This is a genomic window from Enterobacter sp. MGH 37 (assembly GCF_000534515.1).
In the GTDB taxonomy this organism is placed as follows: Bacteria; Pseudomonadota; Gammaproteobacteria; order Enterobacterales; family Enterobacteriaceae; genus Enterobacter; species Enterobacter kobei.
The window spans coordinates 536,047-562,366 of the sequence record NZ_KI973205.1 but is presented as its reverse complement, the minus strand read 5'-3'; the positions used below and the strand labels follow the sequence as shown (position 1 = coordinate 562,366).

General features: G+C 54.9%; 27 protein-coding genes. 10 read left to right on the top strand and 17 right to left on the bottom strand.

The genetic code is table 11. The features are described from left to right. Positions 1-35: 35 nt before the first annotated feature. Positions 36-758, bottom strand: coding sequence for a nitroreductase NfsA (nfsA, locus tag L383_RS21000; protein ID WP_014883150.1), 723 nt, complete (start codon positions 756-758; stop codon positions 36-38). A gap of 183 nt (positions 759-941) precedes the next feature. Here nfsA and L383_RS21005 point away from each other — a divergent pair, with 183 nt between their 5' ends. After that, positions 942-1,211, top strand: a complete 270-nt coding sequence (locus L383_RS21005) for a GrxA family glutaredoxin (protein WP_014883149.1) — start codon at positions 942-944, stop codon at positions 1,209-1,211. Positions 1,212-1,241: 30 nt separating this feature from the next. Here the strand turns inward: L383_RS21005 and L383_RS21010 are convergent, their stop codons facing one another. Then, on the bottom strand, positions 1,242-1,610 hold the full coding sequence (locus L383_RS21010) for an inner membrane protein YbjM (protein ID WP_014883148.1): 369 nt from the start codon (positions 1,608-1,610) through the stop codon (positions 1,242-1,244). Between the two features lie 279 nt (positions 1,611-1,889). Here L383_RS21010 and L383_RS21015 point away from each other — a divergent pair, with 279 nt between their 5' ends. Next, positions 1,890-3,575, top strand: coding sequence for an aspartate:alanine antiporter (locus L383_RS21015; RefSeq protein WP_014169303.1), 1,686 nt, complete (start codon positions 1,890-1,892; stop codon positions 3,573-3,575). Positions 3,576-3,825: 250 nt separating this feature from the next. Here the strand turns inward: L383_RS21015 and L383_RS21020 are convergent, their stop codons facing one another. After that, a complete protein-coding gene (locus tag L383_RS21020; protein WP_023332500.1) occupies positions 3,826-4,377 on the bottom strand; it encodes a TetR/AcrR family transcriptional regulator in 552 nt (183 codons plus the stop codon). An 81-nt stretch (positions 4,378-4,458) separates the two neighbouring features. Here L383_RS21020 and L383_RS21025 point away from each other — a divergent pair, with 81 nt between their 5' ends. Further along, on the top strand, positions 4,459-5,673 hold the full coding sequence (locus tag L383_RS21025) for an MFS transporter (protein WP_014883146.1): 1,215 nt from the start codon (positions 4,459-4,461) through the stop codon (positions 5,671-5,673). Further along, complete coding sequence (locus tag L383_RS21030) at positions 5,663-6,475, top strand: Cof-type HAD-IIB family hydrolase (RefSeq protein ID WP_014883145.1); 813 nt, start codon at positions 5,663-5,665, stop codon at positions 6,473-6,475. The genes L383_RS21025 and L383_RS21030 overlap by 11 nt, the downstream gene beginning before the upstream one ends. 60 nt (positions 6,476-6,535) lie before the next feature. On the opposite strand, the gene L383_RS21035 is transcribed toward L383_RS21030, so the two are convergent. Then, positions 6,536-7,768 (bottom strand): MFS transporter, encoded by a 1,233-nt coding sequence (locus L383_RS21035; RefSeq protein WP_023332499.1) that lies wholly within the window; start codon positions 7,766-7,768, stop codon positions 6,536-6,538. Between the two features lie 168 nt (positions 7,769-7,936). Between L383_RS21035 and L383_RS21040 the strand changes: the two genes are divergently transcribed. The 3 genes from L383_RS21040 to deoR all read left to right on the top strand — a co-directional run bounded on the left by L383_RS21040 (position 7,937) and on the right by deoR (position 10,107). After that, positions 7,937-8,665, top strand: coding sequence for a phosphatase PAP2 family protein (locus L383_RS21040; RefSeq protein WP_023332498.1), 729 nt, complete (start codon positions 7,937-7,939; stop codon positions 8,663-8,665). Positions 8,666-8,672: 7 nt separating this feature from the next. Beyond that, a complete protein-coding gene (gene ybjG, locus L383_RS21045) occupies positions 8,673-9,281 on the top strand; it encodes an undecaprenyl-diphosphate phosphatase (protein WP_023332497.1) in 609 nt (202 codons plus the stop codon). 67 nt (positions 9,282-9,348) lie between these two features. Next, positions 9,349-10,107: a DNA-binding transcriptional repressor DeoR gene (gene deoR, locus L383_RS21050; protein ID WP_023332496.1), complete on the top strand. Its 759-nt coding sequence runs from the start codon at positions 9,349-9,351 to the stop codon at positions 10,105-10,107. Between the two features lie 67 nt (positions 10,108-10,174). Here the strand turns inward: deoR and dacC are convergent, their stop codons facing one another. Beyond that, positions 10,175-11,380, bottom strand: a complete 1,206-nt coding sequence (dacC, locus tag L383_RS21055; protein ID WP_014883140.1) for a serine-type D-Ala-D-Ala carboxypeptidase — start codon at positions 11,378-11,380, stop codon at positions 10,175-10,177. A gap of 242 nt (positions 11,381-11,622) precedes the next feature. Between dacC and L383_RS21060 the strand changes: the two genes are divergently transcribed. After that, entirely contained in the window at positions 11,623-12,249 is a 627-nt protein-coding gene (locus L383_RS21060) for a glutathione S-transferase family protein (RefSeq protein WP_023332495.1), read from the top strand. Here L383_RS21060 and L383_RS21065 read toward each other — a convergent pair whose 3' ends face one another. The 7 genes from L383_RS21065 to L383_RS21090 form a co-directional block, all read right to left on the bottom strand. Next, the gene (locus L383_RS21065; RefSeq protein WP_023332494.1) at positions 12,250-13,368 is read right to left on the bottom strand and encodes a PQQ-dependent sugar dehydrogenase; all 1,119 of its coding nucleotides are present in this window, start codon (positions 13,366-13,368) and stop codon (positions 12,250-12,252) included. Positions 13,369-13,474: 106 nt separating this feature from the next. Beyond that, the gene (bssR, locus tag L383_RS21070; protein ID WP_023332493.1) at positions 13,475-13,858 is read right to left on the bottom strand and encodes a biofilm formation regulator BssR; all 384 of its coding nucleotides are present in this window, start codon (positions 13,856-13,858) and stop codon (positions 13,475-13,477) included. 436 nt (positions 13,859-14,294) lie between these two features. Further along, complete coding sequence (locus L383_RS26515) at positions 14,295-14,411, bottom strand: bacteriocin immunity protein (protein WP_369796275.1); 117 nt, start codon at positions 14,409-14,411, stop codon at positions 14,295-14,297. 89 nt (positions 14,412-14,500) lie between these two features. Continuing rightward, positions 14,501-14,758, bottom strand: a complete 258-nt coding sequence (locus L383_RS21075) for a DUF7683 domain-containing protein (RefSeq protein WP_127312437.1) — start codon at positions 14,756-14,758, stop codon at positions 14,501-14,503. After that, positions 14,755-15,654, bottom strand: a complete 900-nt coding sequence (locus tag L383_RS21080; protein WP_023332491.1) for a colicin E3/pyocin S6 family cytotoxin — start codon at positions 15,652-15,654, stop codon at positions 14,755-14,757. The genes L383_RS21075 and L383_RS21080 overlap by 4 nt, the downstream gene beginning before the upstream one ends. A 207-nt stretch (positions 15,655-15,861) precedes the next feature. Further along, positions 15,862-16,329 (bottom strand): DUF6392 family protein, encoded by a 468-nt coding sequence (locus tag L383_RS21085; protein ID WP_023332490.1) that lies wholly within the window; start codon positions 16,327-16,329, stop codon positions 15,862-15,864. Further along, the gene (locus L383_RS21090; RefSeq protein WP_255344240.1) at positions 16,329-17,156 is read right to left on the bottom strand and encodes an S-type pyocin domain-containing protein; all 828 of its coding nucleotides are present in this window, start codon (positions 17,154-17,156) and stop codon (positions 16,329-16,331) included. The genes L383_RS21085 and L383_RS21090 overlap by 1 nt, the downstream gene beginning before the upstream one ends. A gap of 37 nt (positions 17,157-17,193) precedes the next feature. Here L383_RS21090 and L383_RS0123625 point away from each other — a divergent pair. Beyond that, a protein-coding gene (locus L383_RS0123625; protein WP_085949497.1) for an IS3 family transposase occupies positions 17,194-18,341 on the top strand; the annotation gives its coding sequence in 2 pieces (ribosomal slippage) (positions 17,194-17,431 and positions 17,431-18,341; 1,149 coding nt in all). Here L383_RS0123625 and L383_RS26250 read toward each other — a convergent pair. Beyond that, positions 18,338-19,240, bottom strand: coding sequence for a PAAR domain-containing protein (locus L383_RS26250; protein WP_023332488.1), 903 nt, complete (start codon positions 19,238-19,240; stop codon positions 18,338-18,340). The genes L383_RS0123625 and L383_RS26250 overlap by 4 nt on opposite strands. A gap of 411 nt (positions 19,241-19,651) precedes the next feature. On the opposite strand from L383_RS26250, the gene rimO reads away from it, so the two are divergent. Beyond that, a complete protein-coding gene (gene rimO, locus L383_RS21100; RefSeq protein WP_023332487.1) occupies positions 19,652-20,977 on the top strand; it encodes a 30S ribosomal protein S12 methylthiotransferase RimO in 1,326 nt (441 codons plus the stop codon). 63 nt (positions 20,978-21,040) lie between these two features. Here rimO and gsiD read toward each other — a convergent pair whose 3' ends face one another. From gsiD to gsiA, 4 genes are read right to left on the bottom strand one after another with little or no spacing between them, the layout of a single operon-like run. Next, positions 21,041-21,952: a glutathione ABC transporter permease GsiD gene (gene gsiD / locus L383_RS21105; RefSeq protein WP_014883135.1), complete on the bottom strand. Its 912-nt coding sequence runs from the start codon at positions 21,950-21,952 to the stop codon at positions 21,041-21,043. 1 nt (position 21,953) lies between these two features. Beyond that, the gene (gene gsiC, locus L383_RS21110) at positions 21,954-22,874 is read right to left on the bottom strand and encodes a glutathione ABC transporter permease GsiC (protein ID WP_023332486.1); all 921 of its coding nucleotides are present in this window, start codon (positions 22,872-22,874) and stop codon (positions 21,954-21,956) included. 5 nt (positions 22,875-22,879) lie between these two features. Beyond that, positions 22,880-24,418 (bottom strand): glutathione ABC transporter substrate-binding protein GsiB, encoded by a 1,539-nt coding sequence (gene gsiB / locus L383_RS21115; RefSeq protein ID WP_023332485.1) that lies wholly within the window; start codon positions 24,416-24,418, stop codon positions 22,880-22,882. Between the two features lie 23 nt (positions 24,419-24,441). Continuing rightward, positions 24,442-26,313 (bottom strand): glutathione ABC transporter ATP-binding protein GsiA, encoded by a 1,872-nt coding sequence (gsiA, locus tag L383_RS21120; RefSeq protein WP_023332484.1) that lies wholly within the window; start codon positions 26,311-26,313, stop codon positions 24,442-24,444. Between the last annotated feature and the right edge of the window lie 7 nt (positions 26,314-26,320).

The window sequence follows — 26,320 nt, the reverse complement described above, 5'->3', positions numbered from 1 at the left end:
GACATGGAAAAAGCCTTCATATCATACAGAATGGACTATCGCGTCGCCCAGCCCTGTTTATGCAGATAATCGAGAATAAACGGGCGATTTTCTTTAATGATGGTGCGGCGAATGTGGTCGCTCCAGGTATCGCGGCGGTTATTGCTGTCACGCGTCAGATAGTAATTCGCCAGCTCTTCATCATAGTGATTCAGGACATCACGATCGACCGGCTGGTAGTGGTTCTCGTGCACCAGCATTGCCGCAGGAATACGCGGTTTCAGGTCCGGATTATCCGCCGGCCAGCCGAGGCAGAGGCCAAACAGCGGCAGTACATGTTTTGGCAGCTTCAGCAGTTCGGTGACGCTTTCAATGTTGTTACGCAACCCGCCGATATAGACCCCGCCTAGTCCCAACGATTCCGCCGCCGTAAAGGCGTTTTGCGCCATCAGCGCGGTATCCACGACGCCCAGCAGCAGCTGTTCGGCGAGCCCCAGTTGCGCTTCAGGGCAAATCTGCAGATGGCGGTTAAAGTCGGCACAAAATACCCAGAACTCGGCGGCCTGGGCCACATGCTTCTGCCCGCCGGTCAGCGTCACCAGCTGTTCACGCATCGCCGGGTCGGTAATGCGAATAATGGAGCTGCACTGCAGGAAACTGGAGCTGGAGGTCGCCCTTGCGCTGTTAATAATGGCGGTACGCTGCGCCTCGGTGATCGGCTCATCGGTGAAGTGGCGAATGGAACGATGGGAAAGGAGCAGGTCAATCGTGGGTGTCATCTTCTCTCTCTTTGCTTGCTTAAAACGTATGGCAGCCAGTATAGGCAATGATCTGCTCGGTGTAATTGGCGAAACATAGCTCATAGGTATTATAACGACAGGCGAAACCTTCTTTAATGACGACAGGTTATGGGGCACTATACGTGTCATTCGCCGTCAGGCTTGTTTTTTGAGGAGAGAGAAATGTTTGCAGTAATTTTTGGTCGTCCAGGGTGCCCTTACTGTGTGCGCGCAAAAGAGCTGGCAGAGAAACTGACCGCAGAACGCGATGACTTCAATTTCCGCTATGTGGACATCCACGCGGAAGGCATCACCAAAGCCGATCTGGAAAAAACAGTCGGTAAGCCGGTTGAAACCGTCCCACAGATCTTCCTCGATCAGAAACACATCGGCGGTTGCACCGACTTTGAAGCCTACGCCAAAGAACATCTTGGCCTGTTTGCCGAGCAGTAATGAAAGGACGCCCTCACCCTGAGGGCGTTTTTATTTGTGGTGCCGTCGGTGCTGAATCAGGCTGCGCACAAATAGGTAGCAGAGCGCGCCAAGGGCGCACCAGAATATGGCACTTAGCAACCACGCCAGCTCCTGCCAGAAACTCCGCGTTGAAACATACAGCAGGCGCATTAGCAGCAGACATAATGGCGCTGCAAGTATCGCCCCCAGTAACGGTTTCACCACTTCCCCTTTACGGGAGAGAAAACTGGCGGCGGCTCCCGGTAGCGTGAAGAAGAGCAACCCCAGCTCCGGATGCCCGGACGCCCTGAATGCGCCCTTCACATTAAATGCGAGCGACATGCATACGACCGTGAACAGCAAAAAGCAGCTGATCACCCCCGCCCAGTTTCGTTTCATATTCAAACAATCCTCCTGACTTATCTCTATCAAATACACTTTCGTCGGGTAGACGCCCAGTCAGATAAAGCAATGCGGCAATCCTTGCCAAAGTACGCACAGGGTGATGCGATAATCAGTAGCTGTCAGTAGCTAATGCGATTAAACTACACGCCAGCTAATGTTTTAGGGAATAAAGCAGGAAACAGGGAGCGTTAACGCCTTTCCCTGACCCAGAAAACAGTAGCCCAAAAAGTCCTTTCATTCAACAACTTACTGGTAAACAAGAAGTTAGCCTCCGTGAATATAAACGTCGCAGACTTGTTAAATGGGAATTACATCCTGTTATTATTTGTGGTACTGGCGCTGGGTCTTTGCCTGGGTAAATTGCGCCTGGGATCGGTTCAACTTGGTAATTCCATTGGCGTTTTAGTCGTCTCCTTATTATTAGGCCAACAGCACTTCAGCATTAACACGGACGCGCTCAACTTAGGTTTCATGTTGTTTATTTTTTGTGTTGGCGTGGAAGCAGGACCGAACTTTTTTTCGATTTTCTTCCGCGACGGCAAAAATTATCTGATGCTGGCGCTGGTGATGGTCGGCAGCGCACTGCTGATCGCCTTAGGGCTGGGTAAGCTGTTTGGCTGGGATATCGGGTTAACGGCCGGTATGCTGGCAGGTTCCATGACCTCTACGCCAGTGCTGGTGGGTGCAGGCGATACCCTGCGCCATTCGGGCATGGCTGGCGCACAGCTTTCGACCGCGCTCGACCACCTGAGCCTGGGCTATGCCCTGACCTATCTGATTGGTCTGGTGAGCCTGATTGTCGGCGCGCGCTATCTGCCAAAACTGCAGCATCAGGATCTGCAGACCAGTGCCCAGCAAATCGCCCGTGAGCGCGGGCTGGATACCGACAGCAAACGTAAAGTCTACCTCCCGGTGATCCGCGCCTACCGCGTCGGACCTGAGCTGGTGGCATGGGCAGACGGGAAAAATCTTCGCGAGCTGGGGATTTACCGCCAGACCGGGTGCTACATCGAACGTATCCGCCGTAACGGCATTCTGGCGAACCCGGACGGTGACGCGGTGCTGCAGATGGGCGACGACATCGCGCTGGTGGGTTACCCGGACGCGCACGCCCGTCTCGACCCAAGCTTCCGAAACGGCAAAGAGGTGTTCGACCGCGATCTGCTCGACATGCGCATCGTCACCGAAGAGATCGTGGTTAAAAACCATAACGCCGTTGGCCGTCGTCTGGCGCAGCTCAAGCTGACCGACCACGGCTGCTTCCTTAACCGCGTCATCCGCAGCCAGATTGAGATGCCCATCGACGACAACGTCGTGCTCAACAAAGGCGACGTTTTGCAGGTCAGCGGCGACGCGCGACGCGTAAAAACCGTTGCCGACCGCATTGGCTTTATCTCCATTCACAGCCAGGTCACTGACCTGCTGGCTTTCTGCGCCTTCTTTATTGTGGGCCTGATGATCGGGATGATCACCTTCCAGTTCAGCAACTTCAGTTTCGGCATCGGTAACGCCGCCGGTCTGCTGTTTGCCGGGATCATGCTGGGCTTCCTGCGAGCGAACCATCCAACGTTCGGCTACATACCGCAAGGTGCGCTGAACATGGTGAAAGAGTTCGGTCTGATGGTGTTTATGGCGGGTGTCGGCTTAAGCGCCGGAAGCGGCATTGGTCACAGCCTGGGTGCCGTGGGCTGGCAGATGCTAGTTTCCGGCCTTATCGTCAGCCTGGTGCCGGTGGTGATTTGCTTCCTGTTTGGTGCCTACGTGCTGCGCATGAACCGCGCCCTGCTCTTCGGAGCAATGATGGGGGCGCGTACCTGTGCGCCGGCCATGGAAATTATCAGCGACACCGCGCGCAGCAACATCCCGGCGCTGGGCTATGCAGGCACCTACGCTATCGCCAACGTACTGCTGACGCTGGCAGGTACGCTGATCATCATCATCTGGCCAGGACTCGGATAACTCTGAAGTTTGCGCGTAATGAAAAAATTTTTGTTACGCGCAGAACTTTTTTATCAGGGGGCAGTCATAACTAGTGCCACTGCTTTTCTTTGATGTCCCCAATTTGTGGAGCCCATCAACCCCGCCGTTTTGGTTCAAGGTTGATGGGTTTTTTGTTGCCTTAAATAAACCCCAACAAAGAATAACCAAAGCCCGTTATCCAGCTTTTCTAAACGTGAGAATACGTAATGTCAGGCTTAACGAGCGATGTCTAAGTGTTTCCCTCCCCCGCAATCCTCCCCACCATCGCCCGAATCTCATCGCGGGTTAACGGCGCCCGGTCGGTCACATAGTGCAGCGTCATCCCTTCGATAAACGCATCCAGCGCGCGGGTGGTAACCGGATCGAACCACTGCTCCAGCGTAGTCTGGCTCATCTTCATCCAGTCCTGCATCACCGTTTTGAGCGCCGCGCTGCGGTGCATAAAGGCGTAAAGCTGGTACATCAGCGCCATGTTGTGCGGCGTCGTCACCTGCGAACTGTGGATCAGGGTGGTGATGGACTCGCACGCCATTTCAGGCCCGGTGACGCCCGCAAAGAAATCCCGATACTGCTGCGACATCTGTTGCGTAAACCATGTGAACGCTTCCTCCAGCAGTGGCTCCATACCGTCGAAATAGTAGGTCATCGACCCCAGCGGCACGCCCGCGCAGGCGGCGATTTTACGGTGCGTGACGGCGTGAATACCGTGCTCGGCAATGGTATCGAGTGTTGCCTGCAGGATCTTCTCCCGGCGATGCGGATCGTTCGGTGGTCTGCTCATAAATTCCTCACGTGGTTTGTGTACAAATGTACACAAACTTGCTAGTGTTGTCGCTATTGTTGTACTTCTGGTGCTACCCCAATGACGCTGACCTCTCCCCGTAAAACCCTGCAGCTCCGCATGTGGGCGCTGTTTATGTTCTTCTTTATTCCCGGTCTGCTGATGGCCTCCTGGGCCACGCGCACGCCCGCCATTCGCGATATTTTGTCTGTCTCTACGGCTGAGATGGGCATCGTGCTGTTCGGCCTGTCGATCGGTTCCATGAGCGGCATTCTCTGTTCCGCATGGCTGGTGAAGCGCTTTGGTACGCGAGCAGTGATCCGCACCACCATGTGCTGCGCGGTGTTCGGGATGGTGGTATTGAGCATCGCGCTGTGGTTTGCCTCGCCGGTGTTGTTCGCGCTGGGGCTGACGGTATTTGGCGGCAGCTTCGGTTCTGCGGAGGTAGCCATCAACGTTGAAGGGGCGGCGGTCGAGCGTGAGATGAACAAAACCGTGCTGCCCATGATGCATGGCTTCTATAGCCTCGGTACGCTGGCTGGTGCGGGCGTGGGAATGGCGCTGACGGCCACGGGTGTGACCGCCAATCTGCATATCCTGCTGGCGGCGCTGGTGTGCATCATTCCGATCCTCACCGGCATCCGGGCCATCCCGGACGGCACCGGTAAAAACTCTGCTGACGAACGCTCGTCAGCCGAAAAAGGACTCCCCTTCTACCGCGATTTCCAGCTGATGCTGATCGGCGTGGTGGTACTGGCGATGGCGTTTGCAGAAGGCTCCGCCAACGACTGGCTGCCGCTGCTGATGGTGGACGGTCACGGCTTTAGCCCGACCTCCGGCTCGCTGATTTACGCCGGGTTTACGCTGGGGATGACCGTCGGGCGCTTCACCGGCGGCTGGTTTATCGACCGCTACAGCCGCGTGGCGGTGGTGCGCGCCAGCGCCCTGCTGGGCGGCCTGGGGATTGCGATGATTATCTTTGTGGACGTGGACTGGATTGCCGGCGTCTCGGTGATCCTCTGGGGACTGGGGGCGTCACTCGGCTTCCCGCTGACCATTTCCGCCGCCAGCGACACCGGGCCGGATGCCCCGACGCGCGTCAGCGTGGTGGCGACAACGGGCTACCTCGCCTTCCTGGTGGGGCCGCCGCTGCTCGGCTTCCTGGGTGAACACTACGGGCTGCGCAGCGCCATGCTGGTGGTGTTAGGGTTGGTGATCATCGCTGCGCTGGTGGCGCGCGCGGTGGCAAAGCCGGAAACGAAACAAACGACACTGGAGAAGGGATATGAGCGTTAAACTGATCGCCGTCGACATGGATGGCACATTTCTGAGCGATGCCAAGACCTATAACCGCCCGCGCTTTCTGGCGCAGTACGCCCGCATGAAGGCGCAAGGCATTCGCTTCGTGGTCGCCAGCGGCAACCAGTACTACCAGCTGATCTCCTTTTTCCCGGAGATTGCCCATGAAATTGCGTTCGTCGCTGAGAACGGCGGCTGGGTCGTGAGCGCCGGAGAGGATGTCTTTAACGGTGAATTGTCGAAAGCCCATTTCGAGACCGTCGCAAATGTATTAAACGACGTTCCGGGCATTGAGATTATCGCCTGCGGAAAAAACAGCGCCTATACGCTGAAATGCTATGACGATAACTTTAAGGATATCGCCGCGAAGTACTATCACCGGCTCGAAATGGTGAGTGATTTCGACAACCTGAACGACATTTTCTTCAAGTTTGGGCTGAACGTGTCAGACCATGAAATTCCGCGCATCCAGGCGATGCTGCATGAAAAGCTTAACGACATTATGGTGCCCGTGACAACCGGCCACGGCAGTATCGACCTGATTATCCCCGGCGTGCACAAAGCCAACGGCCTGCGGATCCTGCAACAGCGCTGGGGCATAGAGGACAGTGAAGTGGTGGCCTTCGGTGACAGCGGCAACGATGTGGAGATGTTGCGTCAGTCCGGGTTCAGCTTCGCGATGGCGAATGCCAGACCGCATATTAAAGCGGTGGCGCGGTTTGAAGCGCCGCATAATAACGAGGAAGGTGTGCTGGATGTGATTGAGAAGGTGTTGAACGGAGAGGCACCGTTTAACTGATACCGTGCGGTCTGGTGCCCTCAGCCTAACCCTCTCCCACAGGGAGAGGGAATAAACAGATTACGGTTGCAGGGCGTTGCCGACGCGTTTGTCCTTCAGGAACACCATCATCAGGCCAACCCACAGCACGCCGTTGGCGAAGTTAAACAGACTGAACAGACCGTTGCCACCCATCGCGTAAGCGTGCTTGCTCACCTCGATACCGACGGTAAAGATCAGCATCTGCAGCATACCCATCGCCGCGGACACCGTGCCTTTACTCATCTCGCTGGCAAACAGCGTCAGGCGCACCAGCCCGGCGTTCGCCACGCCAATCCCGAAAGCATAAAGGCTGAGCCCCGCCGTCATCCACAGATAAGCGTGGGATGACGCAACGGTCGCCACCGCGGCCAGAATCAGCCCTGCTGCAATCGGCCAGCCACCCATAATAATCAGTGAACGCACGGTGCGGCGTGACGTCAGACGTGCCAGCACCAGGTTACCGATAATCAGCGCGCCAAAAATCGGCACCTGCAGCAGACCGTACTCGTAGCTGCTGAGCTTTTCACCGCTGATGATAATGACCGGAGACTGCGCAATCCACGCCAGCAGCGGCAGGCTCACAAACCCGGTCGCCAGCGCCCCCGCCAGAAAGCGGCCATTCTTCAGCACTTCTTTGTAATCCCGGCCCAGCTCCTTGAGCGAGAGTTTTTCACCCAGACGGGTCGCCGTTTCCGGCATTGCGCGGTGCAGGCCAAAGAACGCGATAGCGGCGAGAACCGCAAAGAGGATAAACATCCCTTCCCAGGGCGCAACATGTACCCACGCGGCGCCCACCAGCGGCCCGAGTAAAGGGGCAATCAGCGCCACGTTTGCCATGAGCGCGGTAATTTTGATACACACCGCCTCTTCAAACGACTCCTGAATGGCGGCATACCCCACGGCACCGATAAAGCACAGGCTCACCCCCTGCAGGAAACGCAGCAGGGTAAATTGCTCAATGTTTTGCGCCAGCAGCGTAGCGAGGCAGGTGACGATAAACCACACCACGCCGGTCAGCATCACCGGACGGCGGCCAATACGATCCGACAGCGGCCCTAACAGCCACTGTAAAAACATGCCGCCAGCCAGATAGGCGGTCATGGAGGTCGGCACCCATTCAATTCCCGCGTTGTACTGCTCCACAACGGCCAGCATGCCGGGCTGGATCATATCGTTGCCGATATAGGTGGAGAATTCGTAGAGCACCAGACACAGGGGGAAAAGCAACGCCTGACGACCCAGACGTGAACCAGAAGAAGAACGGTTTAACATGCAATCTCTTTAAAATGACAAAATCGCGACGAGTGTAATGAAATGCCGCAGCCCGAGATAGTGATTTATCGAGGATAAACAGAAATAAAGCACATATCGTCTTCGTTTAAGGTTTCCTTAAGTTGACAGATTTATGATAGCCCGATTACTCGTCAACGATCCCAAATTATGGCACTCACTTCCAGCCGTTCAGAATTGTCTAACTTACAGACAAATAAGACAAAACGACTTTACCGCTTACCCTCCCGCTTTTATGGTTATCAGCTTTTCGTGCTGTTAGTCCTTGCCGTGGTGTTTACGTGGCTTTCGCGCGATGAAGCGCTCGACAGATGGATCACTGGTTTTTGGTATGACGCGGCGACGCAGAGCTTCCCGCTGCAGAAAGACCACCTGCTGGATTTGCTCAACCATCGTCTGGCGAAGTATATCGCCATCGCCTTAGGTGCCGTGGCGCTGCTTTACGGCGCTTACAAACGTAACGCCAGGCTGGTTACGGCGGCGCTGCTGATGGGGCTTGGCGCGCTGGTAGTGGGCGTACTGAAAAGCATTAGCCACCACAGCTGCCCGTGGGATCTGGTGGAGTATGGCGGGAAGGCGATGTCTTACCCCCTGTTTAGCGCCGTCCCGACAGACAGCGGGCCGGGGCGCTGTTTCCCCGGCGGCCATGCCTCCAGCGGTTTTATGGTGATGGGGCTGTTTTTTGCCTTCTGGCGCGAGCGTCCACGTCTCGCCTGGAGCTTTGTTGCCCTCGGCGTGCTGCTGGGTCTGGCGATGGGCTTCGGTCAGGTGATGCGCGGGGCACATTTTTTCTCTCACAACCTGTGGGCCGGGTGGTGGGTTTGGTTTTCCCAGGTGGCCGTCTACGGGCTGGTTTCCACCCGGTTTGCAAAAGAGTGATAACGCTATGCTAGAGAATCTGAATTATCAGCTGTTTTATCAGATCAACGCCACACCGGCCTCGCCAGAGTGGATGATTGATTTTGCCACCTTCCTGGCAAAAGATCTGATTAGTATCGTGCCTGTGTTGGCCGCTATCCTCTGGCTCTGGGGCCCTCGCAGCCAGGTGAAGGCACAGCGCCAGCTGGTGATCAAAGTCGCGATGGCGCTCGGGGTCAGCGTACTGGTTAGTTATATTCTCGGCCATGCGTTCCCGCACGATCGTCCTTTTGTCGACCATGTCGGTTATACCTTCCTGCACCACGCGCCGGATGACTCCTTCCCGAGCGATCACGGTACGGTTATCTTCACCTTCGCGCTGGCTTTCCTGTTCTGGCATCGCCTGTGGTCTGGTGCGGTGCTGATGGTCGCAGCCGCGGCGATTGCCTGGTCCCGCGTGTATCTTGGCGTCCACTGGCCGCTGGATATGGTCGGCGGTTTCCTGGTAGGACTGATTGGCTGCGTGAGCGCGGCAATCCTGTGGAATCTCTTCGGTGAAGCGCTCTACCGGGGGCTCTCTTCCCTTTATCGCGCCATTTTTGCCCTCCCGATCCGCAAAGGCTGGATACGTGACTAACCCCAACCGGACAGGTTACACTGAGCCCCCGCCCTGCGGGGGCTCATTTTTTTTATCCTGAGGAACTATGGAAACACGACGCGATGACCGCATAGCTCAGCTGCTTCAGGCGCTGAAGCGTAGTGATAAGCTGCATCTTAAGGAAGCCGCCAACCTCCTCGGCGTCTCAGAGATGACCATTCGTCGTGATCTGAACAGCGACAGCGCTCCCGTGGTGCTGCTGGGCGGGTACATTGTGCTTGAGCCGCGTAGCGCCAGCCATTATCTGATAAGCGATCAGAAAACGCGTCTGGTGGAAGAGAAACGCAAAGCCGCGCGCCTGGCCGCCACGCTGGTACAGCCGCACCAGACGCTGTTTTTTGACTGCGGCACCACCACGCCGTGGATTATCGAAGCCATCGACAGCAGTATTCCCTTTACCGCCGTGTGTTACTCCCTGAACACCTTTCTGGCGCTGCAGGAGAAACCCGAGTGCCGGGTGATCCTCTGCGGCGGTGAGTTTCACGCCAGCAACGCTATCTTTAAGCCGCTCAACCTGCAGGACACGCTCAGCAACTTATGTCCGGACATCGCGTTCTATTCCGCCGCGGGCGTGAATGTGCGTCAGGGGGCGACCTGCTTTAACCTGGAGGAGCTGCCGGTAAAGCACTGGGCATTAAGCGCCGCGCAATACCATGTGCTGGTGGTCGATCACAGTAAGTTTGGTAAGGTGCGGTCGGCAAGAATGGGCGAGCTGGCGCAGTTTGACGCCATCGTCAGCGATTGCCGCCCGGATGAGGAAATTGTGGTCCATGCGAAGGCGCAGCAGGTGAAGTTGATGTATTGAGAGGGGTGCGGCCTGATGCCCGCACCCCGCCCCTCTCCCACAGGGAGAGGGAGAAAAGTATGATGGATTAGCTGAACCAGCTGCCAAACCAGCTGTGGAATTTCATCAATACGAAATCCCACATCCGGCTGAAGAAGCCACCCTCTTCTACCGCTTCCATCACGATCAGCGGACGCTGTTCAATTGACTTCCCGTTTAACTGGAAATCAATCGTCCCGACCACCTGGCCTTTTTTCAACGGCGCGGTGAGCTGCGGGTCGGTCAGGGTAAAGCTGGCCTTCAGGTTTTTCAGCTGACCGCGTGGAATGGTCACGGAACCGGCTTCTCCCGCCCCGAGATTCACTTCACTCTTATCCCCAAACCAGACGCGCTGGCTGACGAACGTGGCATCCGGTTTAATCGGCGTCACGGTTTCATAGAAACGGAAGCCCCAGGTCAGCAGTTTTTCTGATTCGTTAAACCGGATGCGGTCGGTTTTGGTGCCCAGCACAACCGAGATCAAACGCATGTCGCCCTGCGTCGCAGAGGCCACCAGGTTATAGCCCGCGCCCGCCGTGGTGCCGGTCTTCATGCCGTCCACGTTAACGTTGCTGCTCCACAGGAGACGGTTACGGTTCGGCTGGCGAATTTTGTTGAAGGTAAACTCTTTCTCTTTGTGGATCGCGTATTCATCCGGTACGTCGTGGATCAGCGCTTTCCCCAACAGCGCCATGTCGCGCGCGGTACTGAACTGTCCAGGCGCATCCAGGCCGTGAACCGTTTTGAATGTCGTGTTGGTTAAGCCGAGTTTCTGCGCATAGCCATTCATCAAACCAATGAAAGAATCCTGACTGCCGGCCACATAATCGGCCAGCGCGATACACGCGTCATTTCCCGACTGAATAATTACCCCTTTATTCAGATCGGAAACGGACACCTGATCCCCTGGCTTCAGGAACATCACCGATGACCCGCGCAGCGCGGGGTTACCGGTCGCCCAGGCGTCCTTTCCGATGGTGACCATATCGTCCAGCTTGATCTTTCCGGCTTTCAAGGCCTGGCCGACCACATAGCTGGTCATGATTTTGGTCAGGCTGGCCGGATCGAGTTTCTCATCGGCATTGCCTTCCGCCAGCACTTTCCCGCTGGCATAGTCCATCAGGATCCAGGCGCGCGCATCCACCGGTGGCGCTTCGGGCGCAGCCTGTTCTGCTGCGTAGAGAGTTGGTGCAAACAGGAAAAGGAGCGCAGAGCCTGCCGCCAGGCTGCGCAGAGAAGTCATTTTTCGCGTCATAAATGCCACCCGAGTGTCCATTCAAAAATTACGTCACATCACCGTGTCGCAAGAAGCGATGAGTAATAGCGCACTAAAACGGTGAAAGAAACCCAGCGAGGGTAAAGTTATTAAAGTTTATGCAATAACATTCATTTACGCTTTGATTCAGGCGATTTTTTTGTCTTCTGTTGCGTAATTGTTAGGTTTATCTCACCATGGCGAAAAAGGTGACCCGGATTCACAACTCATCAGGAGTAAATATGATTACGCTGTGGGGCAGGAACAATTCGACCAACGTGAAGAAAGTGCTCTGGACGCTGGAAGAGCTGGATTTACCGTTTAATCAAATTATGGCTGGCATGGCATACGGGGTAAACAGAGAGGCCGACTATCTGGCGATGAACCCGAACGGCCTGGTGCCGCTGCTGCGCGATGACGAAACCGACGCAACGCTTTGGGAATCTAACACCATTGTGCGCTACCTCGCCGCCCAGTACGGCCTTGGCCGTCTGTGGGTTGAAAACCCGGCGCAGCGCGCCCAGGGTGAAAAGTGGATGGACTGGGCAAACCAGACATTCTCTCCTGTTCACCGGGTGATCCTGATGGGGCTGGTGAGAACCCCCGAGGCCGAGCGCGACTATCCCGCTATTCATGCCGCTCAGGATGCCTGTGAAAACCTGTTTGCCATGATGGATGACGAACTGGCGAAGCACGCCTGGTTCTCCGGCGAGACGTTCGGCGTGGGGGATATTGCCGTGGCGCCGTTTGTCTGGAACCTGACCAATATGGGGCTGAACTGGACGCCGCGCCCTCACCTTGAACGCTGGCTCAAGCAACTGAGCGAGCGTCCGGCGTACCGTAACGTCGTGATGACCCCGGTCACCTGATTACGCACCGGACGGGCTGACTTTTAGCAGTTGCCCGTCCGTTTCATCGGTGAGCACATACAGATACCCGTCCGGCCCCACCCGCACATCGCGAATACGTTGATCCCGATCGCCCAGGATGCGCCCGTCCTCCGTGACCTTGTTTCCGTCCACGCTCAGGACGATAACGTCTTTCTCCTTCAGCGCCCCAATAAACAGTTTGTTTTTCCACTGCGGGAAAACGTCGCTGTTGTAGAACGCCATGCCGCTGACCGCGGGCGAGACTTTCCAGACAAACAGAGGCTTCTCGGTTCCCTCGACGTGTTCACCTTTAGCTTCGGGGATTTTCAGGCCACTGTAATTAATGCCGTGTGTCGCCAGCGGCCAGCCGTAATTTTTGCCTTTCTCCGGGATGTTGATTTCATCCCCGCCGCGCGGGCCATGTTCGTTCAGCCAGAGCGTGTCGCTCCACGGATTCATCGCCATTCCCTGCGGGTTGCGAATGCCATAAGACCAGATTTCCGGCCGTGCGCCGGCGGTGTTCACAAAGGGGTTATCCGCAGGCACTTTACCGTCCTCGGTCAGGCGCACCACTTTCCCCTGCAGCTTGTCCAGGTCCTGCGCCGTCGGGCGCTGGTTGTTCTCGCCGAGTCCGATAAAGAGGTAGCCTTTGCCGTCAAACACCAGCCGTCCGCCAAAATGGTTACCGGTAGAGAGTTTCGGCATCTGGCGAAACACGACCTGGAATGCCTCGATGCGGGAAAGATCGTCGCTTAAGCGGCCATAACCCACCGTCGTTCCGGCTTTGCCGTCATGCCCTGCTTCGGCGTAACTCAGCCAGACGCGGCGCGACGTTGCAAAATCCGGCGCCAGCACCACGTCCAGCAATCCTCCCTGACCGTTCGCCCAGACCTTCGGAACGCCGACAATGGGATCGGAAAGCCCTTTTCCGGCCTGCCAGTGTTTGAGCTGCCCGCCCTTGAGGGTGACCAGAAGCCCTTTATTGTCCGGCAGGAACGCCATCGACCAGGGGCGATCGAGTCGGTTTTGCAGCACCTCGACCTTCACCGCCTCTGGCGCCGCAAGAAGTGAAAAGGAAAAGCACAACGCAGGAAGGAAAATCAACGAGGACCGTGGCATGACGCGCTCCTTTTTCGGCAGATGGCATAAAGATTAGCCAGTACCTCCGGGCGCGTTACCACTTTTACAAAAGCTTAATCAGAAGGGGGAGTTGCCTCCCCCGGGCTCAGTGTTGTTCAAGCTTCTCATGCTCGGACAGACACATGATGCATAGAGAGAGCGTTGTCAGGCAGTTTTCAAGCTTCTCCGCGTTTACAGCGATAAAATTCGGGCAGTCGTGGCGTCCGTTCATCAAACATACCCCAGCAATGGAGAGCACCTCAGCGGCACGACGCAGCGCCATTAACTCGCATTCATCGTATTCCGCCCTCAGGATCGGTGCTTTTTCACGCATGAAATTGCAAAGTTCAAACAGATTATCACGCAGATGTTCGCTTTCGCTGACTGACATATAGCCTTTGGCCTTCCTGAGCTGCAGATAAGCGGCCAGGTCGATTCGGGCGTTGATCAGCTTGTTAAGCAGATCGCGTTTCAGTCTGTCAACGGACATGCTATTTCCTCCTCTGTAAGCCATGTTGCACAGTCAGAATAAGTTCATTTTTTGTACAGTTTAATGCCTGAGATCAATTATTCTTAACTGATTAACATTATTTACAATGTTACAACCTCTGCCCGGTACATCCCGCTTGCAAAGAGTGTATAAATCCCACGCGATACGCTGTAAAATCCCGCCCTGATAACTCCATAATTGATGAATTTTTAACCTATGAGCAATGTTACGCATCCGCCGAAATCGGCTTCGTCTCCCTCGGCTGCCTAAAGGGCGAAAATAATACGTTGCTGCCTTGGCTCTAAACCCCGGTAGTTCTGACCCTGACGCAAAAACGCCGTGATAAAAACCCGGCGCTTTTAATCAACATTTAATGCTTAGTGTCAAAGGCTCATTTCTCAAGAAAGCCCGGTTTAACATTGGCTTTGCGTCATCCTTAGACCTCTTGAACAACTCCTTTAGGACTATCTTCGCGGTCATCTCGGGGATAAAAAATGATGTCAGAGCCGTCAGGATGTTGGGTCAGGCGCTTAAACTCCAGTATGTTTTTGATATCTTCACATTTTGAAGTATCCGCAACATTTTAGACTGAACGAACAAACTCCAAGAATTCACTTTCTGTGTAGCCACGAAATGACCGCTTCAAGATATTTCTCCGCCAGCGATTTGCACGATAACGTCTTTAGAATAGAATTTTTCGCCGAGTAAATTTTCTAAATCCAATGCCTGTGTTTGGCTAACATTGAACCCTGCGATGCCTTTGACAAATGCCTCTTCGTCATCCGACCCCCACCCCATAATAGCAGCAACTCCTTTCAGTTTGCTCTTAGGGATCTCAACCTCTAAAACCAATTCTTCGCTTTGTTTATCAAAGACTTCCACAGAATAGATTACCATCACTTTTCTACCTTTCTGGTTGGATCTGCTGGCTTGGTTTGCTCACCTGTTATGTGATTGAACTCTCCTAAATGGTTGCGGCCCGAACGGTCATAAACTTCGACTGTGCCATGTTGAGAATCCCATTCATAAATTTTACCTTTGGCATCTTTCCATCTTGCCCGAAGTTGTCCGCCACCTTGAATAGCTGTCTTACGTGGTGCTCTTTTCGCATCAGGGAATGCTGGTAATGGAGGGGTCCCTTTTGGTGCAGTGTGGTATTTGTGATCCGCATTCAGATAGACATAAATCGGATCGAAGGTCCCTGCTGGATGCACCAGAATATAATCCCGGAATGAACATTCTCCCGGTGCTGGGGTAACTGTTGACCACAGGCTGTTGATTTCACTTTCCGGGTAAACCAGTACATTCGGAGGAATATAGACGTTGTCCTGGCTGCCGGTATTGGTCGGGGAAGAATATCCCGGATAGTCAGGAGTCCAAACGACTATCGGCTTATCTGCGCCATCCTCCCAGAACTCATAGTTCCCGGTGGTGGTGTTCTTCTGAAGCATGCGCACTGGCACTCGGTCCTGTCCGCCTCCGGCGCTGACATGGAAGCCTTTCGGCCTCATAATGCCGAACTGGTCAGCCTCCCAGCGAAAGCGAACACGGGTCGGAACATCTTCTTTATTCCGTGCGGCCTGCTCAAGGCGCATTTTATTAATGTTGTCCTGTTCGCCACTGTTGAGCTTTGGCGAGTAGAACATGCCAAACAGAAAAACGGTTGGAGGACTCGGGGCTATCCAGCGACCAGCCGTCGAAAGATTTCCTCCAATTTTCTGCACTGCTGCGTATCCGGCCTCAATTGCTGCATCATTGGCGATCCCTGCTGTAGTCGCGGCCCTTGCTGTTGCCATCCCTGCGGGGGCAGGGTTGAATCTGATTATACGAACGAGATTTCAAATCGTGCAGAAAAAAACTGACTGTACTTTTATCTCAGTAAACGATCCCTTTAATTTTTTGTCAAAAATCGGGATGCCTAGGATTTGATTATTTTGTGATCTTAAGGTGAGTACTTTTAGCGAGGACGAAAAAGCGGCCTACATAAGGCCGCGTACGGTAGATCACCAACGAAGTTCCGAGGTTGGCAAGAAAGTAACAGCAACAACCATATCTGCCATGTCATAGCGGATTTGCATTGTGATTGGGATGTGGAAATCTTCAACAGTGAATCGCTCAATCCTGCCGATTTCCTGCTTCATGATTACTCTCGGCGGAATGCTGTTTTCTGGTTCACCAAAGTTTTCATGAATCCAATTGCGAGACATGCTTTTCTTAAGAGGCGTTGGTAACTCGTTAGGGAATGTCCAATCACTCAAAGTATCATGTTGTATGCTTAATGTAATTTCTTTAAGTAAACGACCATCACGTTTGAACGCTAAAAACACGCCCTCTTTCGCCATATCAAGGCTAATTGTTGGTGAACCTGATGCTCCTTTGGGATCGCTTTTATAGGTTATCAATCCAGAATCAACCAAATCTTTATAAGATTTACCTAAACTACGGATCAATGCTGTAACATTTACTGTCATTAGTACAATCCTTGCTCTGTATTCAGCTTGTGCATTTTAGCTCTGGCGGATTCAACTTGTTCTTCAGTAGCCCCATAATCTTTAAGGGCCGGTTTTATTGCATCAAAATTCCGATCCAAGGCACTCCTCAAATTCTTCGCATCCCTTGCAATTTGCTCTGGTTTGTTACGTCCACCGTAAGTTTGACTGATTTTCTGGTGAACTTCTTTTGGCACAACAATTGCAGCTACCCGATCTGCCATTTTCCTGATCAGTTTTTGATCAAGTCCAGGATACTCATCCATTAAGAATTGTTCAACTGCGGCTCTTGACGGCATATGATCAGCCTCATACTTGCCTTGTCGAGAACGCCCTGTGAAATCCTTGTACAATTCAACTTCCAGTAGTTCAACTGGGGGCTTGCTGAGGTAGATGTAGATCGGCGGGTGTATGTTCCCCGGAAACACCAGAATGTAATCCCGAAAATCCTTCTCTTCCGGTACTGGTGTTGTGGTGATAGTTACGCCCTGAATTTCGGGATGTTCAAGCCCCGGAATCGTTACAGTACCCGCTTGCGGGCTGTTGTTCCCAGTATTCCAGCTATCTTGCGATCCCGGCGTACTCGCTGGTGTCCATGTGATCAGAGGCTTATCGATTCGCTCGTCACCCCAAAATTCATAGCTACCATCCATCTGCTTTTCGAGCATCCGGACACGAACCTGATCACGCCCACTTTCAGTACTGGTATGATAGCCAACGGCTTTTAATCGCCCGGTTTCATCGTCAGTGATCCAGTTGTAGAGTACACGTGTTAGTACGGTTTGAATCGCCACGCGTTTAACAGACACCTCAGAGTCATTTAAGATGACTTAAAGAGAGGTGCCCATGAGCGGTAAGCGTTATCCTGAAGAGTTTAAAACTGAAGCAGTCAAACAGGTTGTTGATCGCGGTTATTCTGTTGCCAGCGTTGCAACACGTCTCGATATCACCACCCACAGCCTTTATGCCTGGATAAAGAAGTACGGTCCGGATTCTTCCACTAATAAAGAACAGTCAGATGCTCAGGCCGAGATCCGCCGTCTCCAGAAAGAGCTGAAACGGGTTACCGACGAACGGGACATATTAAAAAAAGCCGCGGCGTACTTCGCAAAGCTGTCCGACTGAGGTACGCCTTTATCCGTGACAACTCCTGTTGCTGGCCTGTTCGCCTGCTCTGTCGGGTGCTGGATGTTCATCCCAGTGGTTTTTACGCCTGGCTTCAGCAGCCGCATTCACAACGCCATCAGGCAGACCTGAGACTGACAGGACAGATTAAACAGTTCTGGCTGGAATCGGGATGCGTCTATGGTTATCGCAAAATCCATCTGGATCTGCGTGACAGCGGGCAACAGTGCGGAGTAAACAGAGTCTGGAGACTGATGAAACGTGTCGGAATAAAGGCTCAGGTCGGATACCGAAGCCCGCGGGCACGTAAAGGCGAGGCCAGTATCGTGTCACCCAACAGGCTCCAGCGACAGTTCAATCCGGATGCTCCTGATGAGCGTTGGGTAACGGACATAACCTACATCAGGACCCACGAAGGCTGGCTGTATCTTGCCGTTGTTGTTGATCTGTTCTCACGCAAAATTATCGGCTGGTCCATGCAATCCCGGATGACAAAGGACATTGTCCTGAACGCACTGCTGATGGCTGTATGGCGGCGTAATCCCGAAAAACAGGTGCTGGTTCATTCGGATCAGGGCAGTCAGTACACAAGCCATGAGTGGCAGTCGTTCCTGAAATCACACGGCCTGGAGGGTAGCATGAGCCGTCGCGGTAACTGCCATGATAATGCGGTTGCAGAAAGTTTTTTCCAGTTGTTGAAACGTGAACGGATAAAGAAAAAGATCTACGGAACGCGGGAAGAAGCCCGCAGTGATATTTTTGATTACATCGAAATGTTTTATAACAGTAAGCGTCGGCATGGTTCTAGCGAACAGATGTCACCGACAGAATATGAAAACCAGTATTATCAACGGCTCGGAAGTGTCTAGATTATCCGTGGCGATTCAGTTCCCTTTCTGTGTGCGACTTCCAATAACTTTTCAGGCGTTAGCAGATCGCTCTTTTCACCCTTGAGTTTTGACTGGACGATCGCCCCCATAACAACAAACGGCAAATTCATCGCAAGCGAACCGCTCCAGACTTCAGGGCCGGAAAGGTGTTTCATCGTATGCGTAAGGGCTTTCGCTGCGTCCTGATTCGCTTTTGCTGTAGCCCCTCCCGCTGCTGCTGCCATTCCTGCTTGTGCTGAACCGCCCATAACAACCGGAGGCGGGGGAAGTGGCATTGCTTCCGCTTCACCAAAAAAGAAACCTGTCACTTTATCAAACAGTGATTTTTTCTTCGGTGGCTCTGGCGGCGGTGGAGTTTTCTTCTTTGCGGCCTGTGCGTGCTGTTCTGGCTCGGGGGCTGGCTGCGATGGTCTGGACTGATAGAAACTCATTTCGCCAATGTTGGCTTGTGGTTCTTCCGCTATTCTTGCATCAGTATTGCCAGTACCGCGAAGTACTGATTTAGCAAATACAGGGATAGCGGTAATTGCTGCTGCCGCAGCTGCCATTTTGGTAATGGGCCATTCCGCAGCCCGTTTACGGTGCTCTTCGAAATGGTCGCCGGGGCTGTCTTCCACCCAAAGTGTTGTGCTACCCAGCACCTGATTGTTTTTACAGTTACAAAGTACCCGATCGCCAGTGGCTACACAGGCTTTGTCTTCCGCAAAGTGGTACGCGGTCCCATTGATCTGAAATGGCCCGTTGCAGGTTTCTAGTGGGCACCATGCCATATCGCCATTCAGGGCAATATTTCTTTCTTCGATAATCGTCGATGAAGCTGAAATCACCTCCCCGCCGCTCGTAGTCTTGTCTCCAAGCCTTACCAGTGCTCTGGTCATAATCCCTCATGAATCATACTGATATAGAAAGCATAATATCCAAAAAGTGACTTAACTTAAATCAATCAGGATGCAAGATCTCCACGCCTTGCAAGGGAACGCATTCCGGGCAACCAGCAAAAAAAGGTCGCTTTCGCGGCCTTATTGCAAATACAGACAGTTATTAAGAACGTTCAAGTACCCTATACACAAGTAGGAACATGCTGCCTCGCTCCAGTAGCCAATAGTAATCCGGCTCAACTACACGTACATTCTGACCTGAATCCACTCGGTTGATTTGTAACAGTAATAACCAGAAAAATCGGTTAGGACCAAAAAGCCGCGCTAACCGCAATTCTTCAGTACAAATTTCCCCCCAACCTCTGTAGAATCCCTGCCTGACCATTCCAAAAATCGAACAATTTTTAACCTATGAGCAATGTTACGCACCCGCCGAAAATCGGCTTCGTCGCCCTCGGCTGCCCGAAAAACCTGGTGGATTCCGAACGCATCCTTACCGAACTTCGTACCGAAGGCTATGACGTGGTGCCAAGCTACGACAACGCCGATATGGTGATTGTGAACACCTGCGGGTTTATCGACAGCGCGGTTCAGGAGTCCCTAGAAGCCATCGGTGAAGCCCTGACGGAAAACGGCAAAGTCATTGTGACCGGCTGTCTGGGCGCGAAAGAGGACCAGATCCGTGAAGTGCATCCGAAGGTACTGGAGATCACCGGCCCGCACAGTTACGAGCAGGTGCTGGAACATGTTCATCACTACGTGCCAAAACCAAAGCACAATCCGTTCCTGAGCCTGGTGCCGGAACAGGGCGTGAAGCTGACGCCGCGTCACTACGCTTACCTGAAAATTTCCGAAGGCTGCAACCATCGCTGCACCTTCTGCATCATCCCGTCCATGCGTGGCGATCTGGTGAGCCGTCCGATTGGCGACGTGCTGGCGGAAGCTAAACGTCTGGCCGATGCTGGCGTGAAAGAACTGCTGGTGATTTCCCAGGATACCTCTGCTTACGGCGTAGACGTGAAGCACCGTTCCGGTTTCCACAACGGCGAGCCGGTGAAAACCAGCATGGTGGGCCTGTGCGAGCAGCTCGCGAAGCTGGGGATCTGGACGCGTCTGCATTACGTCTACCCATATCCGCACGTTGACGACGTCATTCCGCTGATGGCGGAAGGCAAAATCCTGCCGTATCTCGACATCCCGCTGCAGCACGCCAGTCCGCGTATCCTGAAGCTGATGAAGCGTCCTGGCTCCGTTGACCGTCAGCTGGCACGCATTAAACAGTGGCGCGAAATCTGCCCGGATCTGACCCTGCGCTCAACCTTCATCGTCGGCTTCCCAGGTGAAACCGAAGAAGATTTCCAGATGCTGCTCGATTTCCTGAAAGAAGCGCGTCTGGACCGCGTAGGCTGCTTCAAGTACAGCCCGGTTGAAGGCGCAACCGCCAACGAACTGGCGGATCAGGTGCCGGAAGAGGTGAAAGAAGAGCGCTGGAACCGCTTTATGCAGCTGCAACAGCAGATCTCTGCTGAACGTCTGCAGGAGAAAGTGGGCCGAGAGATCATGGTTATCATTGACGAAGTGGACGAAGAAGGCGCAATTGGCCGCAGCATGGCGGATGCCCCTGAAATCGACGGCGCGGTGTACCTGAACGGCGAAACTCGCGTTAAGCCGGGTGATATTATTCGCGTGAAGGTTGAAAACGCGGACGAATATGACCTCTGGGGTAGCCGGGTTTAATCGTACTGCACCTCATTTCCAGGCCGGGTAAGGCGTAGCCGCCACCCGGCACATTCCACTGCCCTACCCCTTAATCCTCGGATCCAGCGCGTCGCGCAGCCCGTCCCCCAGCAGGTTAAACGCCAGCACGGTCAGGAAAATCGCCAGACTCGGGAAGATCGCCACGTGCGGGGCAATCACCATATCTGCCCTCGCCTCGTTCAGCATCGCGCCCCACTCCGGCGTCGGTGGCTGTGCGCCTAACCCCAGAAACGACAGGCTGGCCGCAGAAATAATCGACACGCCGATGCGCATGGTGAAATAGACCACAATAGACGACACCGTTCCCGGCAGAATATGGCTGAACAGAATGGTGGCATCGCTGGCCCCCATGCTGCGGGCGGACTCGATAAACGTCTGCTGTTTCAGCACCAGCGTGTTGCCGCGCACAAGGCGGGCAAAGGCGGGAATCGAAAATACCGCAACGGCAATAATCACGTTCGCCATGCCGCTGCCCATAATGGCCACCACGGCAATGGCCAGCAGAATACCCGGGAAGGCAAACAGCACGTCGCAGATTCGCATGATGATGCGGTCCCACCAGCCTTCGTAATATCCGGCGACGAGACCCAGCACGGTACCGATTGCCGCGCCGATCAGTACCGCAAACACCCCGGCGGCAAGCGAGATTTGTGCCCCCACCAGCACGCGGCTGAAGATATCGCGTCCAAGGGAATCCACGCCGAACCAGTGGAGCATGGACGGCCCATCGTTCAGGCGGTCGTAGTCAAAATAGTTTTCCGCATCAAACGGCGCCACCCAGGGTGCAACGATCGCCACCGCAATCAGCAGCAGCACAAACAGCCCCGCCGTCATGGCGACCGGCTGACGGCGAAAACGCCGCCAGAATTCCGACCACGGCGTGCGGATATGCTCCGGTTTCAGCCCCGGCATAGCGTTTAAAACGGCCTGACGTCGCCAGTTCAACAATCGCATTTTACTTATACCTGATGGCCGGGTTAATGGCGGCGTAGAGCACATCCACCACTAAGTTGATAAGAATAAACTCCAGGGAGAAAAGCAGGACTTCCGCCTGAATTACCGGGTAGTCGCGCATCTCGACCGAATCGACCAGCAGACGCCCCAGCCCCGGCCAGTTGAAAACCTTTTCCACGACGATAGAGCCGCCCAGCAGAAAGCCAAACTGCAGCCCCATCATCGTCACCACCGGGATCATCGCATTACGAAATCCGTGCTTAAGAATGACCCACTTCTCGCTGACCCCTTTCGCCCGCGCGGTGCGAATATAATCTTCACTCAGCACGTCAACGAAGGAGGCGCGGGTAAAGCGGGCCATTACCGCCGAGACGGCAGCCCCCAGCGTCATAGAGGGCAGAATGTAATGCTTACAGGTATCGGCCCCAACGGTCGGCAGCCAGCCCAGCTCAACGGAGAAGATTTGCATCAGCAGCATCCCCAGCGCGAACGCCGGAAAAGAGATACCGGTGACCGCCAGCGCCATACCGAGCTTATCCGGCCAGCGGTTGCGCCAGACCGCCGCAACAATCCCGGCGCCCAGCCCAAACACCACTGCCCAGCTCATACTGGCAATCGTTAGCCAGAACGTGGGCATAAAGCGGCTGGCGATTTCCTCCGCTACCGGACGACGCGACACCATCGAGATGCCAAAATCGCCCTGCAGAACGTTGCAAATGTAATGAAGAAACTGCATATACAGGGGCTGATCGAGGCCCAGCTGCTTGCGCACCAGCTCAATGACGGCGGCATCTGCTTCCGGCCCGGCAACCAGCCGCGCCGGATCGCCCGGCAGCATATGCACAAACAAAAATACCAGTATCGCCACAATCAGCAGCGTCGGGATAAGCCCAAGCAAGCGTTTACAAACATAATTCAGCATGAGTGTTATTTTAAATCCGCATCGTCAAAGCTAAAGCCCGTATCCGGCATGATGTAGAACCCGGTCAGCGCTCTGTTATGGGCTGAAACCAGTTTCTCCACCACCAGCGGTACCCACGGCGACTCTTTCCAGATAAGGTCCTGGGCGTCTTTGTAGAGGCGCGCTTTCTCTTCCGGTTTAGTGGTTTTCAGGGCATCGGCCAGATCGTTGTCCACCTGCGGATTGCTGTAAAACGCGGTGTTAAACAGGGTTGGCGGCCAGTTTTGCGAAGCAAACAGCGGTGCAAGCGCCCAGTCGGCTTCACCGGTCGACGCCGACCAGCCGGTATAGAACATCCGCACGCCGCTCTCTTTCTGCCCTTTCCCCTCGACCTCGGCGGCCCGCTGACCGGCATCCATCGCGGTGACCTGCACCTTGATGCCCACCTGCGCCAGCTGCTGCTGGGTGAACTGCAGCACCTTCTGGGCGGTACTGTGATTATGCGACGACCACAGCGTGGTGCTGAAACCGTTCGGGAAGCCCGCCTCTTTGAGCAGCTCGCGCGCTTTAGCCGGATCGTACGGCCACGGCTGATAGCTTTGCGCATAGGCAATGGCCGGAGGCAGCACGCCGGTCGCCGGGGTGGCATAGCCCGCAAAAGCGACCTTCACCAGCGCCTGACGGTTAATCGCATAGTTGATGGCTTCACGTACCTTTGGGTTATCAAACGGCTTCTGCGTGACGTTCATGCTGATATAGCGCTGCATGATCGACGGACTGGCCACCAGCTCCAGCTTGCTGTTTTTCTGCAGAATGGCGGCCTGCTCATACGGGATGGGGAAAGCAAACTGCGCCTCACCCGTTTGCAGCATTGCTGCGCGGGTATTGTTATCCACCACCGGACGCCAGGTGATGGTGTCCAGCTTCGGCAGCCCTTTCTGCCAGTACCCTGGGAATTTCTTCACCTTCACAAAATCGGTCTGGTTCCAGGTGAGCAGCTCGTACGGGCCGGTACCGACCGGGTGGAAGCCAATCTCCTTGCCGTACTTTTTCAACGCGGCAGGCGAGATCATCGCCGTTGCCGGGTGCGCCAGTATATTGATAAACGCCGAGAATGGCGCTTTCAGCGTGATTTTGACCGTCGTCGGATCCACCGCCTCGGTGCTGGCGATGTTTTTATAAAGGTTATAGCGCTTCAGGCTGTTTTCCGGGTTGCTGGCACGGTCAAGGTTGACCTTTACCGCCTCCGCATTGAAATCGGTACCGTCCTGGAACTTCACGCCGGAACGAAGCTTGATGGTATAGACCAGACCGTCGTCGGAGACGGTATACCCCTGCGCCAGAACATTTTTGAGCTTCATCTCGTTATCCAGGCCGAACAGCCCCTGATAGAACGATTTCGCCACCGCCTGGGAAAGCGTATCGTTGGCGTCATACGGATCCAGCGTGGTGAAGTTGGAGCCGACAGCAACCACCACATCTTTGGCAGCGAACGCGGGGGCAGCGGCCAGGGCTGCCGTCACGCTCGCGGCTAACAACCATCTACGCGCTACAAAAGTAACCATTGTGTTCTCCTGCCTGTTGTAAGTTATAACCGTGAGAAGGCATTGTCCTGGCGCGGCGGAGCCACGAAGTGGCCCGGACCAACCTCACGCAGCGTGACGCGCTCCACGGCCTCGCCGCGTTTGCGAATATTGCTCGGCATTTCATCCTGCAGCAGCACGCGCTGGCCGTGACGATGCGCGGGGTCAGCAACCGGTACCGCCGCGATAAGCTTGCGAGTGTAAGGATGTTGCGGGTTCTCAAACACTGCCCTTCGCGGACCTATCTCCACGATTTGCCCCATGAACATCACCGCCACGCGATGGCTGATGCGCTCGACCACCGCCATATCGTGCGAGATAAACAGGAAAGCGATGCCCATATCCCGCTGTAAATCGAGCAATAAGTTGATGATTTGCGCCCGGATTGAGACATCCAGCGCCGAAACGGATTCATCCGCAATCACCACTTTCGGGTTCAGCGCCAGCGCACGGGCAATGCAGATACGCTGCCGCTGCCCGCCGGAAAACTCATGCGGATAACGCCAGGCATGTTCCGGCTTGAGGCCGACGCGCTCCAGCAGCCAGGCCACGCGACGCTGCGCTGCTTCGCCGTCGAGCAGATTATGCACCCGCAGCGGCTCCATAATGGAGTATCCCACCGTATGGCGCGGGTCGAGGGAGGCATACGGATCCTGGAAAATAAACTGAATATCCCGGCGTACCGCCTGTAATTTGTTGTCTGGCAGGGTGTCGATTCGTTCGCCGTTAAAGGTGATTGTCCCTTCCTGCGTCTCCACCAGCCGGAGCAGCGCGCGTCCGGTGGTGGATTTCCCGCAGCTGGACTCTCCCACCAGCGCCAGCGTTTCGCCCGGCCATAAATCGAAACTAACGTTTTCGACCGCGTGGACTTCGCGCTTCAGGCGATTGAAAATCCCGCTGCGCAGCGGAAAACGGGTCACCAGGTCGCGCACTTCAAGAATGGGTTTGCCCGGCACCACGGTATCCTGCTCGCGTTCATCCTCCTGCTGCCCTGTCGCTTCAAGGGAAATCAGCGGAAAACGACGCGGCAGGTCGCTGCCGTTCATCGCGCCAAGACGCGGCACCGCCGCCAGCAGCGCTTTAGTATAAGGATGCACAGGGGCATGAAAAATCTGTTCGACCGTGCCGGTTTCCACCGCATTGCCCTTGTGCATCACCAGCACCCGGTCGGCGATGTCAGCCACCACGCCCATATCGTGGGTGATAAATATTACCCCCATCTCCATCTCTTGCTGCAGCACTTTGATAAGCTGCAGGATCTGCGCCTGAATCGTCACGTCCAGCGCCGTTGTCGGTTCATCCGCAATCAGTACCGCCGGACGGCAGGAGAGCGCCATGGCAATCATCACCCGCTGGCGCATACCGCCGGAAAGCTGATGCGGGTAACGTCCCAGAATGGCCTGCGCCTCGGGAATGCGCACCAGCTCCAGCATCCTTCTGGCTTCGTTGAGCGCCTCATCGCCGCTTAGCCCCTGATGCAGCCGGATGGACTCGGCAATCTGTTCCCCTACCGGGAAAACCGGGTTAAGCGAAGTCATCGGCTCCTGAAAGATTATCGCAATATCTGCCCCGCGCACGCCCTGCATCTGCGCGCCGCTCAGCTCGTTTAAATCAATGACCTGACGATTACGGCGGCGCAGGAGCATCTTCTCGCTGCTGATTTGCCCGCCCGTCTGTTCCAGCAGATGCATCAGCGCCAGCGCGGTGACCGATTTACCGGAACCGGATTCGCCAACAATCGCCAGCGTCTCGCCGCGTCTGAGCGAGAACGATAAATTTTCTACTGCGGGGATGAACTGCCGCTCTTCCTGAAACGCAATATTCAGCTGATGGACAGCCAGTACTTCGCCGTTGTCCAGCTCTTCACTGTGCGGCACGCGCGGC

Excerpts from the sequence above, each read along its gene's own strand:
- rimO (WP_023332487.1), top strand. The coding sequence starts at position 19,652 with ATGAGCAATGTTACGCACCCGCCGAAAATCGGCTTCGTCGCCCTCGGC.
- L383_RS21020 (WP_023332500.1), bottom strand. The coding sequence starts at position 4,377 with ATGAGCAGACCACCGAACGATCCGCATCGCCGGGAGAAGATCCTGCAG.
- gsiB (WP_023332485.1), bottom strand. The coding sequence starts at position 24,418 with ATGGTTACTTTTGTAGCGCGTAGATGGTTGTTAGCCGCGAGCGTGACG.
- bssR (WP_023332493.1), bottom strand. The coding sequence starts at position 13,858 with ATGTCCGTTGACAGACTGAAACGCGATCTGCTTAACAAGCTGATCAAC.
- gsiD (WP_014883135.1), bottom strand. The coding sequence starts at position 21,952 with ATGCGATTGTTGAACTGGCGACGTCAGGCCGTTTTAAACGCTATGCCG.
- L383_RS21010 (WP_014883148.1), bottom strand. The coding sequence starts at position 1,610 with ATGAAACGAAACTGGGCGGGGGTGATCAGCTGCTTTTTGCTGTTCACG.
- deoR (WP_023332496.1), top strand. The coding sequence starts at position 9,349 with ATGGAAACACGACGCGATGACCGCATAGCTCAGCTGCTTCAGGCGCTG.
- L383_RS21065 (WP_023332494.1), bottom strand. The coding sequence starts at position 13,368 with ATGCCACGGTCCTCGTTGATTTTCCTTCCTGCGTTGTGCTTTTCCTTT.
- L383_RS21040 (WP_023332498.1), top strand. The coding sequence starts at position 7,937 with ATGGCACTCACTTCCAGCCGTTCAGAATTGTCTAACTTACAGACAAAT.
- L383_RS21080 (WP_023332491.1), bottom strand. The coding sequence starts at position 15,654 with ATGGCAACAGCAAGGGCCGCGACTACAGCAGGGATCGCCAATGATGCA.
- L383_RS21030 (WP_014883145.1), top strand. The coding sequence starts at position 5,663 with ATGAGCGTTAAACTGATCGCCGTCGACATGGATGGCACATTTCTGAGC.
- L383_RS21060 (WP_023332495.1), top strand. The coding sequence starts at position 11,623 with ATGATTACGCTGTGGGGCAGGAACAATTCGACCAACGTGAAGAAAGTG.
- nfsA (WP_014883150.1), bottom strand. The coding sequence starts at position 758 with ATGACACCCACGATTGACCTGCTCCTTTCCCATCGTTCCATTCGCCAC.
- gsiC (WP_023332486.1), bottom strand. The coding sequence starts at position 22,874 with ATGCTGAATTATGTTTGTAAACGCTTGCTTGGGCTTATCCCGACGCTG.
- ybjG (WP_023332497.1), top strand. The coding sequence starts at position 8,673 with ATGCTAGAGAATCTGAATTATCAGCTGTTTTATCAGATCAACGCCACA.
- dacC (WP_014883140.1), bottom strand. The coding sequence starts at position 11,380 with ATGACGCGAAAAATGACTTCTCTGCGCAGCCTGGCGGCAGGCTCTGCG.
- L383_RS21005 (WP_014883149.1), top strand. The coding sequence starts at position 942 with ATGTTTGCAGTAATTTTTGGTCGTCCAGGGTGCCCTTACTGTGTGCGC.
- L383_RS21035 (WP_023332499.1), bottom strand. The coding sequence starts at position 7,768 with ATGTTAAACCGTTCTTCTTCTGGTTCACGTCTGGGTCGTCAGGCGTTG.
- L383_RS21025 (WP_014883146.1), top strand. The coding sequence starts at position 4,459 with ATGACGCTGACCTCTCCCCGTAAAACCCTGCAGCTCCGCATGTGGGCG.
- L383_RS26250 (WP_023332488.1), bottom strand. The coding sequence starts at position 19,240 with ATGACCAGAGCACTGGTAAGGCTTGGAGACAAGACTACGAGCGGCGGG.
- L383_RS21085 (WP_023332490.1), bottom strand. The coding sequence starts at position 16,329 with ATGACAGTAAATGTTACAGCATTGATCCGTAGTTTAGGTAAATCTTAT.